This is a genomic window from Planktothricoides raciborskii GIHE-MW2 (genome assembly GCF_040564635.1).
Classification (GTDB): domain Bacteria; phylum Cyanobacteriota; class Cyanobacteriia; order Cyanobacteriales; family Laspinemataceae; genus Planktothricoides; species Planktothricoides raciborskii.
In genome coordinates, this window is record NZ_CP159837.1 from 819,092 (window position 1) to 832,458 (window position 13,367).

General features: G+C 43.8%; 8 protein-coding genes and 1 tRNA gene. 4 read left to right on the forward strand and 5 right to left on the reverse strand.

The genetic code is table 11. The features are described from left to right. Positions 1-173: 173 nt before the first annotated feature. The 5 genes from ABWT76_RS03305 to ABWT76_RS03325 form a co-directional block, all read right to left on the reverse strand. A tRNA-Lys gene (locus tag ABWT76_RS03305) sits at positions 174-245 on the reverse strand. Between the two features lie 66 nt (positions 246-311). Then, positions 312-1,181, reverse strand: a complete 870-nt coding sequence (locus ABWT76_RS03310) for an aldose epimerase (protein ID WP_354635628.1) — start codon at positions 1,179-1,181, stop codon at positions 312-314. A 111-nt stretch (positions 1,182-1,292) separates the two neighbouring features. Beyond that, on the reverse strand, positions 1,293-3,302 hold the full coding sequence (locus tag ABWT76_RS03315; protein ID WP_054469588.1) for a CapA family protein: 2,010 nt from the start codon (positions 3,300-3,302) through the stop codon (positions 1,293-1,295). 115 nt (positions 3,303-3,417) lie between these two features. Then, on the reverse strand, positions 3,418-4,515 hold the full coding sequence (locus ABWT76_RS03320) for an amidoligase family protein (protein ID WP_054469587.1): 1,098 nt from the start codon (positions 4,513-4,515) through the stop codon (positions 3,418-3,420). Positions 4,516-4,706: 191 nt separating this feature from the next. Further along, entirely contained in the window at positions 4,707-5,249 is a 543-nt protein-coding gene (locus ABWT76_RS03325; RefSeq protein WP_354635629.1) for a hypothetical protein, read from the reverse strand. A gap of 342 nt (positions 5,250-5,591) precedes the next feature. On the opposite strand from ABWT76_RS03325, the gene ABWT76_RS03330 reads away from it, so the two are divergent. The 4 genes from ABWT76_RS03330 to ABWT76_RS03345 all read left to right on the forward strand — a co-directional run bounded on the left by ABWT76_RS03330 (position 5,592) and on the right by ABWT76_RS03345 (position 13,078). Further along, entirely contained in the window at positions 5,592-6,821 is a 1,230-nt protein-coding gene (locus tag ABWT76_RS03330) for an NAD(P)/FAD-dependent oxidoreductase (RefSeq protein WP_190883132.1), read from the forward strand. A gap of 260 nt (positions 6,822-7,081) precedes the next feature. Further along, complete coding sequence (locus ABWT76_RS03335) at positions 7,082-8,005, forward strand: DUF4007 family protein (protein ID WP_354635630.1); 924 nt, start codon at positions 7,082-7,084, stop codon at positions 8,003-8,005. Positions 8,006-8,049: 44 nt separating this feature from the next. Next, positions 8,050-10,785, forward strand: coding sequence for a hypothetical protein (locus ABWT76_RS03340; protein WP_354635631.1), 2,736 nt, complete (start codon positions 8,050-8,052; stop codon positions 10,783-10,785). Position 10,786: 1 nt separating this feature from the next. Further along, entirely contained in the window at positions 10,787-13,078 is a 2,292-nt protein-coding gene (locus tag ABWT76_RS03345; protein ID WP_354635632.1) for a DEAD/DEAH box helicase family protein, read from the forward strand. Positions 13,079-13,367: the final 289 nt, after the last annotated feature.

Sequence of the window (13,367 nt, forward strand, 5' to 3'; positions counted from 1 at the left end):
GGATTCTTTGGCTGTGGGTGGTTGGGGAAAGTGAAAAGTCGTAGGGGCGAATGGCCATTCGCCCGTACAAGTGAAAAGTCGTAAGGGCGAATGGCCATTCGCCCTTACAAAAAAAGTATCACTATTCACTATTCACTATTCAATATTCACTATTCACTATTCACTTTTAAAAATGGGTCGCCCGGGATTCGAACCCGGAACTAATCGGTTAAAAGCCGAGTACTCTACCGTTGAGTTAGCGACCCGTTGATGTGTTATTTAACACACCTTAATTAACTTAACACAGGCTGCGAGAAAAAGCAAGTGTTTTGCTAAAAAATTTTGGCGACTAGCTTGGTGACGGTTTCAAAGGTGCCGCCCGGTTCTAGGTGAATCAGCCGATCGCCTGTATTTAATGCATTACGCAGCCCAGTCCAGGGTTCCAAACAATAGTAGTCTTTTCCTTGAATGGTCCAAAAGACTAAGGCAGAGTAGGGGGTGTCATATTCTAAGGTAATTTGCAAATTCCGACTGGGGTCGGTGACGGTGGCTGACCGATCGCTTAACTGAGGAAAGGCGACATCTATTTCGGGCTGGTTAAAGTCAAAGGTGCCATTGAAGGGGTGATTGGTGTGAGTGATGTGATCGATATACTCACTGGAGGGAAGGTCAATTTTTAGCTGGGATTTGTCCGCTACGGCAAAGTAGGGATGGAATCCGCAGGAAAAGGGCATCGGGTGGTTGCTGAAATTGCTGTAACTCTGGCGAATGGTTAAGGTGTTGCCTTCGAGGATGTAGGTAAATGCCAGTTGAAAGTCAAAGGGGTATAGTCTGAGGGTTTCTGGGTTGCTGACTAGGGTGATGGTCATGCCCGCAAAATTTTTGCTCATGCGTTCGGTGATTTGCCAGGGCAGATCCCGGGCAAACCCATGCTGTTTGAGATTGTATTTTTTGCCTTTATATATATAGGTGTTATCGGGCAAATTGCCGCAAATGGGGAAGAGGATGGGGATGCCCCCACGGACCGATAGTTCTGGGTTGGTAAATCTTTCCGCATCAAGATAGAGGATTTCTGTGTCGTTGATGCACCAACGGGTGATGATGCCGCCCCTTTCGGGGACAACTTCTACGAGGGCGTTGGCGTCACGATCAATGAGACTGTAGGTTTTATATTGTTTTTGTTCAGCAGCGATCGCAAACATTTGATAAGTCTGTATTGGTATTGGATGATGAAAAAATTGCGGCTGGCTATTTTTACTAGCCAACCGTGAGCATTACACAATTAATCCAGAACCGTCAACGGCAAGGATCGATTATCCACGAAGATTCGGCAATAGGGGCAGTTGAATCGGTTTGCGTCCCCCCTTTTTTTTGTTAGTCGCGATCGCTGCACCAGCAGCCACGGCAATGGCAACCGCTGTCCCCGTAGCCAATGCCAGGTAATTCGATGATTCCGGTTCAGGGCTGGTCAAAGCAGGATCGGAGGTGGCTGGGGTTTTTCCTGGTTCCGGTTCCGAGGGAATGGCAATTTCCAGTCCGTCTTGTGCGGATGTAAAGGAGCTTTGTGCAAAAGTGCCCGTCTCATCAGTGGTGTTGAGGGGAAATGTAATGGTTTCGCCATCAGGGGTTTTGGCTATGGTTGAATTGTTGATTGGATTGTTCCCCGCTGCATTGGGGATGTTTTCTGCGCTGCTGGTGAGGTTGGAGGCAAAGACGGAATTTTCTGGATCGGCAATAACTTGGGATGATTTCGCATCCAAAATCATGGGGGAACTCATCGCTTGCTCAAAGATATTGGAGAACATGGCTAGTTCTGCCAGAATGCGATCGCCCCGTTCTCCTTGAACGATTTTTGGTTGATATTTCCGCACTTCCACCGGCAAAAATTCCACCTTCATTTGTTTTTCCCGGACAGATACCTTTAACACAGCGGTATCGTAATCGCTGCGAGCATTGCCACCAAAAATAAAATTCCCTAAAGAATAGGCAATTGGACGACCGCGATAAATTTCTGAACCTTGCAACACATGAGGATGATGACCCACCACCACATCAGCCCCGCGATCGATGGCGAAATGAGCCAATTTACTCTGCCAAGTTTCGGGATAGTTGGACAATTCTACCCCCCAGTGAAAATTCACAATAATCCAATCCACTTGATCGCGAATGGCTTGGATATCTTCAGCAATTCGGGCTTCTAAGGCTGGGTTGGTGCCCGCTGCATGGTCCGTCGCCTGGTGATCTTCCCCGGTATAGTAGCCAAAATAAGCAATTCGTTGACCTTTGACTTCCAGAATTTCTGGCCGTCGGGCTTCGGTGAGGTTCATTCCCGCGCCCACAGAATGAATTCCCGCTTGTTCCAAGGTGGCCAAAGTTTCTTGTAAGCCCGTGTCGAGATAGTCCATTGCGTGATTATTGGCTAAATTGACAATATCAACCCCGCCATGAGTTAAAACCTCCACTTGTTCTGGGTGGGCTTTAAAGTTAAAGGTTTTTTCGTATTCCGTTTCGGCGGTGGTCAGGGTTCCTTCTAAGTTGACCATTGCCACATCTACGTCCCGATATTCCGGCATGGCATCAAAGGCCCACTGATAGTCTTGACCGATTAAGTCCTCGAAGGCGTAACCCAGGGTGACATCACCGGCAAACATCATTGTCACCGTGGGGTCAGATGGGTTTTTGACATCGGTATGTGGAACGACTTTGACTTCTTCTAATGCCGCTTTTACTTGGTTATCTTTACGTTGGTTTTTGCTTTCGTCGGCACGGTCAACGGAGACCGGTGATTTGGGGTTTTGGCGATCTAGGTTGCTGGCTGACTTGTGCTGAAGCTGAGAGGCGACTAGGGAAAAGCCGATCAGAAACGAGACGACAGAAAACCCGGTAAATAAAAATAAACGATTAATTTTAAAATTAAGTAATTTTCTGGCTTGGGCTTGCAAGGCGATCAGGTGCTTTTGTCGCCGTCGGTTGGCTGGGGTGACAATTCGCACGGATTGATGCCAGAGCACGTTGGGCTGTCCGTTGCCTGACCATAAACCGACAATCCGCACGCCTTCAATGACTTCTGAGTTGAGTCGCCACAGGTGATGACAGATGAACTGAATGATGCGATCGCGCATTACGCCGATCAGTTCCGGTTGGTCGGGCAAGGATTCAAACTCGACTTTTAACGGCAGGCAACCGGCATGAACGGGTTGGGCTCGGACATAGATGCCATAAGGGGCTAAGTAGCTATTGATGAGACAGGCGATCGCGCGAAAATTTCCGCCCCGCGCCAGTTGAAACATGGAAGGGTAAGCAATAGGATTGAAACTGGTCATTCTCGTTTACTCCGGCAGCGCAGTTCTCTATTTTAAGAGACTTTTTCTGAATTATAGGATTTATGATTTTTTCTGGTTGCTATCTTATCTCATATTCTTATTTCTTGGTTATTAATTATTCGTTATTATTTATTTGGAGCAAATCCGCAATGCTGGCTTTCGCCCCCCGCGACTGAAGCCTCCGCTGCTGAAGTCCCGGAACCAGCGATGGCGCATCCGCGCCGCTGTACGCGAGCGCCTGAAATAAAATATTTTCCATTAACCCTGCGGCATTGGCGATCGGTTCTGGGTCGATCCACCCCGGAAATATTCTCGCTTCAAAGGTATTTTTATCGGGAATTTCATAAATAAAATTTTTGAGATTAAAATCGCAATACTTAGAAAGATTTAATTTTTTCAGATGAATTTTAGCTTCTGCCCAAGACAGTTCTCTAAATCCGGGAGTGTTGACTAATTTCATCAATTCATCTGGCCATTTGCCTAAACGACGGCATTTAGGATTGGTGCCAACTTCTGTCCGTAAGCGATCGCCCTGTTGCCACAATATATCAACTAGATTACTAAATACTGGCGTTGAACATAAAGGTGTAGCATCAAAATGAAAATGAGTTGCCGCTTCTGCGGGAATGGTAAAGCCTAAATCGTGGGCAATTTTTAATAAGGTTTCCAGCTTATTAAAATGGTCGGTTTCAATGGGCGGAGTAATCAATTCACAAGGGCGTTCTCTTTCTCCGGGAAGAGGGGCAGCAATGGCAATGGGGGAACCAATTTCATCGGTGACGCGGCACATTCCCCCGGTTCCTGCTGTCAGTTCTGTGCCAAATAATTGAGCGATAGGTAGCAAAACTTCTGATAATTCAGCATCAGGATTTGCTTGTTGTTTGATTAAGTGCAATAATCGCAAATCATCGCTAACAATGCGATACCAACCGGGTGAAGGTGGGCAGCTTTTTTCTAAGTCCTCTTGCAGGGTGATATCATCGACACAACGGGCAATTAATTGCCCTTGTTGGTTGACTACTTCAAACCCCAGAGTCAGGTTATGAAATACAGGATTTCCCGGAACTTTACTGGGTTCCGACTGGGGGTGAAAAAAGCGCCGGACAATTCCGCCATATTGATGGGCGATCGCCAGGGCTAAACTTTGCCTACTTAATCCCTTTGGGGCTAATAGTTCGATTTCAAATCCAATTTTCCAGGTTAATTTTTTCATATTTTTTATCAAAAAAATATCCCAAAAATCAATTTTAGGATTGACTAGATCGCAGATGCTTTGTGTGATTTATAGGGTGTAGGGGCGAATGGCCATTCATTGTAGGGGCGAATGGCCATTCGCCCCTACGGAATGGGATGACCCATACGAATGGTGGGCAATGCCCCTAGGATGTTTCCCACTTAATCCTATTAACGTCTGGCCAATCTTAAGGCATTTTCTACAACTTCATCTTTGCCTAAGATGAAATTTTTTTCTGCCTGAATCTTCGCTTCCCACGGACTTTCTTTAAACCAAAATTCAGCCAAGGCAACCGCATCATCGTAGGTATATCCCTTTTCATAAAAAAAGCAAGCACTCGGTTCTGGATCCGATAAAGCTTGAACTTGAGCATCAACCATATACTGTTCTAAGTAGGCAAGGGATCGCTCGCCCGCTAAAATTTTTTGACCCATCAAAACTTTGGCGTCAACCACTGATTGACCCCAATAGTTGCCTAAAATTTTGGCATCACAATAAGTATATTTTCCCGAACTAAAAAAAGCATCTAATTTTTCCTGTAGGGTTTGAGCTAATAATATCTCTGCTATCTCTGCCGAATTATCCGCGATCGCCGAAATATTTTCTATCTCTGGGGCTGCTTGGGCGGCGGCTTTCGATGGGGTAGCAGCGACGATTAAAACTGTGGAAATAAACCAGGTAATAAACAGGCTGAAAAGTTTAGTATTTAGCATGATGGATTGTGCCTCACTTTTTTAGTTAGACCAACATACCTCAACCGGATGGCTCAGGCAAAAATCAGCGGCATAAAAGTTATTATAACCATTATTATAACCATTATTATAACCGATGCATCAATTGTCGGGGTTAAGTATTTATATTGTAGGGTGGGCAAAAAGTCACCATCATATATGGTAGGGTGGGTAAAATATGCATGCCCACCCTACGAATGTTAGGGGCTTTTGCATTAATTTTTGTAAATAGTATTAAAAAATATTTGATAATTTAAGAATGCGATCGCCAAAGTCAATACAATGAGCGATCGTAAGAAAAATACCCAAAATCAAACCGATCGAATGAGTTTAAATCGTTTACAAGTTGTGGTAATTGGCGGGGGGGCGGCTGGCTTTTTTGGCGCGAACGCCTGTACACAAGCCAACCCAAAAGCGAATGTAATTTTATTAGAAGCAGGACGGCAACCCCTGACTAAAGTGCGGATTTCTGGTGGGGGTCGTTGCAATGTCACCCATGCTTGCTTTGAACCGGCAGTTTTAGCCCAAAACTACCCCAGAGGGGGCAAAGCGTTACGGGGGGCATTTACCCGGTTTCAGCCTAAAGATATGGTGGCTTGGCTGAACCAGCAGGGGGTGGAACTGAAAACCGAAGCTGATGGGCGGATGTTTCCGATTACCGATAATTCTGCCACGGTGGTGAATTGTTTGTTAACTGCGGCAAAGAATGCGGGGGTGGAACTGCGGACAGAAACCCCGGTGATGGCGGTGTATCCTAGGGACAAAAACCCAGGGTTTGAAATCGAGTTAAAATCTGGGGAAATGTTGGAATGTGATAAACTTTTGCTGGCGACAGGTAGCAGTCCACGGGGCTATCAGATCGCTAAATCTTTGGGCCATACTATTGAACCGCCAGTTCCTTCTTTATTTACTTTTAAAATTCGGGATGCGAGATTGGAAGATTTGGCGGGAGTGGCGGTGAAAACAGCGCGAGTCCGCTTGCCAGAGGCGAAATTAGAACAAACTGGCCCAGTGTTGATTACTCATTGGGGACTTAGTGGTCCGGCAGTGTTGAAGCTTTCCGCTTGGGGGGCGAGATTTCTCCACGATCGCCGATATGATACACCCCTGATGATTAATTGGTTGCCGGAATATAAGCTAGAAGTTTTGCAAGAACAAATGCAAGCGGTGCGATCGCAACTTCCCCGAAAAGCGATCGCTACCAGTTGCCCTTTTCCCGTTCCCCGTCGTCTCTGGGAAAGGCTGCTTAATGTGACGGAAATTGACCATGAAAAGCGTTGGTCAGAGTTATCTAATAAAGGAATTAATCAATTAATCACCGAACTAACTCAAAGTCGCTATCAAATCGTCGGCAAAGGTGAATTTAAAGAAGAATTTGTCACCTGTGGGGGCATTTCTTTAAAAGAAGTCGAGTTTAAAACAATGGAAAGTCGCCGTTGTCCCGGTCTATTTTTTGCGGGAGAAATCTTAGATATTGATGGAATTACCGGGGGTTTCAATTTCCAAAGCGCTTGGACAACTAGCTGGTTAGCGGGGCAAGGGATGGCAAATTAGTTAGTTGTGGTTGGTTAGTGGTTGGTTGATAATAGATACCGGGTTGCTTTAAGAAACCCGGTATCTGCCAGATATAGCACTTTTCAGGGTTATGAAGTACAAAAATACTTGTCATTCCCGCTTCAGGCGGGAATTCAGAAAACCTCTGTAATCCAGATAATAACCGCTATAAAATTAGATAAGTAACTGCAAAAAAAATTAATTATTAACTTTAGTGCTAGACTAATTAGAAGAAAGTAAACCATAAAAAAGAAGTAATCATGCTCCAACTCCAATTTGATATAAATCTGCCAGATATCGCCAATCCTGTTAATCCTGTTTTTGCCCGCCATGAGACATTTCACCCCCGCTTTGGCTGGATTAAAAAAGGCTTTGATGCGGCGAACAAAGACCCCGGAGTATTTCTTGCTGATGATGCCACGGTGCGCTTAGGGGTGGGTAAAAATATGGTGAATTCTATTCGCTATTGGTGTAAAGCCTTTAAAGTGCTAGAAAATGATTCTCCTACCGAGTTTGGTCATAAATTATTGGGCGATCGCGGTTGGGATCCATTTTTGGAAGATCCAGCATCTTTGTGGCTATTACATTGGAATTTGCTTAAGCCAACTTGTGAGGCGGCGGCTTGGTATTTTACCTTTAACCACTTTCGGGCTGTGGAATTTTCCCAAAACGATTTGTTTCTAGGAATAGGCGATTACCGCGATACTTTAAAAAATAGTATCGCCGATTCTTCCATTAATAAAGATGTCACCTGTATTTTACGGATGTATGTGGAACAAGAAGAAAAAATCGGTGCAAGTGAGGATTCTTTGGACTGTCCATTTACGGAGTTAGGTTTAATTCATTCTGCCGGAAACTCTCGGCAATATAAGTTTAGAATTGGCCATAAACGTAATTTACCAGCGGAAATTATTGTGGCAACTTGTTTAGCTTATGCTAGTTCGGTCGGACAAGGGGCGAAAACGATGGCTATTTCTCGTCTTTTATATGATATTGGTAGTCCGGGGATGGTGTTTAAATTAACCGAAAATGCTGTTTGTGATGCGATTGAAACCGTAGCCCGTCGGGTAAATAAAATTAACCTGTCTGAGACAGCGGGTTTAATTCAATTTTCTTTTAACGATGATCCATTGTTGCTTGCAGATGATATCCTAGAAAAGTATTATCGCCCGTTAGCGGGATAAAGATGTAGGGTGGGCATTGCCCACCATGCTTGTGTCCAGAAATTATGACAAAAATGACTAATTATTTATCTGATTATTTTCAAATCAACCGGCGGTATTCGCGATCGATTAATTTAGAGCGAGATTTAGAAAATATTGATGCCCTAAATGGGTATATTTTCACCGAAAGATCCCTGGAGTCACTCAGACGAATTTTAACGGGATTTCAGGATGCCAAATCTAATCGCGCTTGGACTTTGACCAGTGTTTATGGCACGGGCAAGTCAGCATTTGCTCATTATTTATCGGCGGTTTGTGCGCCAGAAAATCAGCCGATACGCCAGCGGGCTTTAGAAATTGCTGCCGCATTAGGGCAGAGAAACCCGGTTGCCGATCATCTGCTGAAAAATACGATTCCTGATTCAGGTTTTGTTCGGGCAGTTGTGACGGCACAGCGAGAACCGTTGAGTCATACAATTGTTAGAGCATTGTATCGGGGTTGTCAGGTTTTTTGGGGTAGCAAAAAAGGCAAGAAACCAGCGATCGCCCAGGATTTAGCTGAGTTATGCGATCGCGTCAAAGCTGGAGAAATAATAGATAGTAAAAAAATTCCAGCTTTGGTTCAGGAAGTGGCGAAAGCAGCCCAAACCGGGGTGTTGTTGATTATTGATGAATTGGGGAAAAATTTAGAATTTGTTGCCCAAAATCAAGGGAATGACGATTTATATTTGTTGCAGCAATTAGCGGAACTACCCCGGTCAGGTGATTCGCAAATTTATATTATTGGTTTACTGCATCAAGCATTTGCGGATTATGGGGAAAGATTAGCCTCGGTGCAGCGGAATGAATGGGCAAAGATTCAGGGACGATTTGAGGATATCCCGTTTAAAGATTCGGCGAGTCAAATGTTACGTTTAATGGGGCAAGCTATTGAACATCCCCCAACCCCAAAGGTGATTGAAGCTATCTCTAATCAAGCCCAAAAATGGTTTAAAGTATTACCAAGTAATCTGGTCAGTGATGTGACTGACCAGGGCATTGCAGCGGTTTATCCTTTACATCCAGTTGCGGCGTTAGTTTTGCCGGAATTATGCACTCAATATGCTCAAAATGACCGTTCTTTGTTTACCTTTTTGACCAGTGATGAACCTTATTCGTTTCAGAAATATTTACGGGAAATTTCCTGGGATGTGGCGATATTACCCAGTCTGAAGTTAGACCGGATTTATGATTATTTTATTGAGTCGGTGGGGATGGGGATTACTTCTCGACCGAAGCTGCAACGATGGATTGAGGTTCAAGGTCTGATTAATGATGTGAGTAAGAGTCTTGATGCTGATAGTTTGCGGGTACTCAAAACCATTGGCACATTAAATATTGTGACGACTACGGGGGCATTAAAGGCTAATCGTTTTCTGGTGACAATGGCAATGTGCAATGACCCCAACGATCGCCAACAATTCGGTTATTGGGAAAAGATAATTGATGGGTTATTAAATAAGGGCATTATTACCCATCGTCGCCAAGTCGATGAGTTGCGAATTTGGCAAGGTTCTGATTTTAATGTGGATCGGGCGATCGCCGATATTATGCAGTCGGAAAGAGGGACTTTAGTTAGTCTTTTGTCGGAATTTCGACCATTAAAACCTTTGGTTGCCCAACGTCATAGTTATGAGACAGGAACGTTACGTTATTTTGAACGGCGATATATTGATGCCACCACAGATTTATCCCAACTCAATTGTGCGATCGATGGTTGTGATGGGTTGATCGGATATTGGGTTGATGAAGAATTGGCAACGGATGGCGCAACGGATGTGGCAACGGATGGGATGATGAATGGGGCAACGGATATTTTAGGAAAAAGGGATAAATTATCCGCTGTGTCTTCTATATCCGCTGCCAAAAAAGTACCCGCCCAAACCGCAGATGGTAAACCATTTATAATGATTTGTGCTGCAAAATTGGAGAATTTACGGTTATGTGTTCGGGAGTTTGTTGCCCTGAAAAAAATTCAAGAGTCTGCCCCAGAATTGCAAAGTGATGGGGTGGCGCGACGGGAGGTGAGATATCGTTTAGTTCAAGCAGAAGAATTGTTAGATGACAGCTTGAGTCAAGGGTTTGATGTGGTGGCAAATCATAGTCAATGTTGGATTGATGGTCAGCCGCAACTTTTAAGTCGAGTGACTGATTTGAATGCCAAGCTTTCGGAATTGTGCGATCGCATTTATCCCCGCAGTTTAATTCTATGGAATGAGTTAATTAATCGTCGAGAATTGACGACCCAAGGGGCGGCTGCCAGATTAAAACTGATTTCGGCGATGTTAGAACATCAATCAGAGGAAAAGTTAGGATTAGAAGGATATGGCCCGGAAGTGGCGATTTATTATTCTTTGTTAGCCGATACCGGAATTCATCGCCAAGAAGCTGGGGAATGGGGATTTTATCCACCGCAAGAAGAGTCTGGGGTGGGGAATGTTTGGCAGGCGATCGCGGATTTTTGTGGGGAAGCGATCGACAAACAACTGTCTTTAGATTTACTCTATCAGCGGCTTGCTGCCCCACCATTCGGGGTGAAACAAGGGGCGATTCCGATCCTTTTGGCTGCCATGATGTTGTATCGGGTGGATGATTTAGGGGTGTATAAAGATGGGACGTTTATCCCGATTTTGGGATTAGAACATTTTGAGATAAGAAACCGGGCTTTTGTCGTGGGTTTGACCCAGAATCTCAGGAAAAATAGTAAAAACCCTGTTTCTGGGATTCCTGTAAAAAATAGTAAAAATTTCTCAAGTTTTTAAGATGACTCAATCAAACTCGATGCCGAACGATCCGGTTTATACAGAAAGGGCTGCTGAGAGTAGTAGCAGTGAAGATTTATTTGTCAATATTTTTCAGGAAGCATTAGGCTTTGAACGCACTCAATTACTAATTCCTCAGTATCCAGCGATCGATATATATGGAACGGGACGATTAATTGATTTTGCCTTTATTTCCAGATTGGATAAATATGCTTTTGAGATCGATGGTGAGGTCTGGCATTCTCCAGGAGGTGAAATGGTTGATGCTGAAAGCTATCGCGATCAACTTCTGCGACAAAATAGCTTGGTATATCAGGGATGGAAAGTCTATCGATGGACAGATGTTCAGTTAGCGATCGATATAGAAAGAATCAAAGAACAATTGCTGCTATTTCTTGAACGCGAGATTGCCGAAGGAACCCTTGATGGTTTTTTGCCCCGACAAGAAGGGGGTGAAGTTTCTTTACGAGAACATCAAACTGATGCTTTACAAGAACTGCAAAAATTGAGAAATGAAGGCAAGACCATCAGCTTATTAACTCATGCAACAGGTACAGGCAAAACTCATATTGCCTTGTCTGATGCGAAGAGTTTAGGACTGAGAACCCTTTACCTAGCACATAGAACTCCTCTCCTATCGCAAACTCAAGAAAGATTTGCCGAAATATGGCCTGATGCTAGTTCCGCTATTTATCGCAAAAATCAGGGAAAACCAAATACACAGATTGTCCTGTCAACGATTCAAACAATGGCAGCCAATCTAAATAATTTTGAACCGAAGGAATTTGGCTATATTATTATTGATGAAGGCCATCATGCTGCCGCTGAAACCTATCGGAAAGTCATTGGTTATTTTCAACCTAAATTTATTTTAGGATTAACCGCTACACCAGAAAGACATGATGGCCAGTCATTGATTGAGATATTTCAAAATTATGCCCATCGCCTAGATTTGTCAGAGGCGATCGCACGAGGTTTACTCGTCCCAATTCGCTGTGTGCGAGTTCAAACAAATATTGACTTAACTAAAATTCGGTTTAACGGAGTTGATTACCGTAGCAACGATTTAGGTCAGTATCTTTTTATTCCTAGTCGCGATCGCCTCATTGCTGAAACTTATGTTAATCATGCTTTAGGCAAACGGGCAGTTTGTTTTTGTATTGATGTCAAACACTCAGAACAAATGGCTGAGGAATTCCAGAGACGAGGGGTTAAAGCTGCCCATGTTTCTGGCAGAATGAAACACGATCAAAGGCAAGAAATATTAAATGCATATCAAGCAGGTGAGATTCAAGTTCTCTGTGCCTGCGATATTTTAAATGAGGGATGGGACTCACCGGAAACCGAAGTGCTATTAATGGCACGCCCAACCCTGAGCAAAGTGATTTATATTCAGCAGTTGGGACGAGGAACTCGCCCTGCACCGGGAAAAAATTATTTATTAGTTTTTGATTTTATTGATAATACCAATCGCTATGCTCAAGCCATGAATGCCCATCGGTTATTTGGTGACAATTCCTATATTCCAGGGGGACTGGTTGCGGCTCCAGATAAAATGATAGAAGAAGAAAAACGACAGATAGATCAAGGAGAAAAGTCAGTGGTGATACTAAATCTTAATATCTGGGTAGATCGTTATGAACCTGTTGATATCTTTCGTTGGCAAGATGAAGTCAAAGAAATGTATCAAGCCAGTGAATTAGAAGCTGCATTAGGGATTGGAGAAAGCGTTGTTAGACGTTGGGTAGAATCCGATCGCATCACCCCAGACCACACCATTGAACTGGGGAATAGAGTCTATCACTATTTTAAAAAAGATCGACTAGAGGAAATTAGAAGCACCTTTAACATTGCTCCCCTAACCAATGAAGATATCAAAGAAAGGTTCTTTGATTTCGTGAGCAGAATGGATATGAATACTTCCTATAAACCTGTCCTTCTGCTAGGATTACTCAAACTCGCTGACGCGGCTGGTCGGATTAAAACTACAGAACTGACTGGATTTTTTCGAGACTTTTATCAACAAAGATTGACGGAAGGTTTAGTCGTGGAAGGAAAAAAGAAAAAAATGTCCCGTGTTGCTGAACTATCAGATAACGAAATTGAGGGGATTATGCTGACCAAACCCTTTGAAAAATTTGAGCGGCGCAAATTTGTCCGCCGTCTTAAAGAACTGACGATTTTAAAATTTTCAGAACCTCTATGGCGTAGCCTAACCGATCAAGATAAAGCCGAATTGCAAAAAATGGCTAAGGCAGCTTTGCAAAAATATTATGCGCGATATTCGCAGTAGTTATCGGTGCTCAGAAATCGGGTTTCTTGGTTAAATCTCAGCTATGTTGCATAACTTATCCCAAAAACCCGGTTTCTTTGTTGCTTGGTTGCTTGCTTGAGTGGTTGAAGCGCGATTCGCGAGAGCGGATCCCTTGCGCGATCGCACCTTCAGAGAATCGACAATTTAATCAGCAAATAGCTGCAAACATTCCTAATCTGTGGTTGGTGCGTTACGGGGCTATTAGAATTAGTCGGTTAGAATTGAGAATTAATTAAGCGCAAAGACACACCCTACCAATATGCTATAA

Bases quoted from the DNA above. Each gene is read 5' to 3' on its own strand.
- ABWT76_RS03310 (WP_354635628.1), bottom strand. From the start codon at position 1,181: ATGTTTGCGATCGCTGCTGAACAAAAACAATATAAAACCTACAGTCTC.
- ABWT76_RS03315 (WP_054469588.1), bottom strand. From the start codon at position 3,302: ATGACCAGTTTCAATCCTATTGCTTACCCTTCCATGTTTCAACTGGCG.
- ABWT76_RS03320 (WP_054469587.1), bottom strand. From the start codon at position 4,515: ATGAAAAAATTAACCTGGAAAATTGGATTTGAAATCGAACTATTAGCC.
- ABWT76_RS03325 (WP_354635629.1), bottom strand. From the start codon at position 5,249: ATGCTAAATACTAAACTTTTCAGCCTGTTTATTACCTGGTTTATTTCC.
- ABWT76_RS03330 (WP_190883132.1), top strand. From the start codon at position 5,592: ATGAGTTTAAATCGTTTACAAGTTGTGGTAATTGGCGGGGGGGCGGCT.
- ABWT76_RS03335 (WP_354635630.1), top strand. From the start codon at position 7,082: ATGCTCCAACTCCAATTTGATATAAATCTGCCAGATATCGCCAATCCT.
- ABWT76_RS03340 (WP_354635631.1), top strand. From the start codon at position 8,050: ATGACAAAAATGACTAATTATTTATCTGATTATTTTCAAATCAACCGG.
- ABWT76_RS03345 (WP_354635632.1), top strand. From the start codon at position 10,787: ATGACTCAATCAAACTCGATGCCGAACGATCCGGTTTATACAGAAAGG.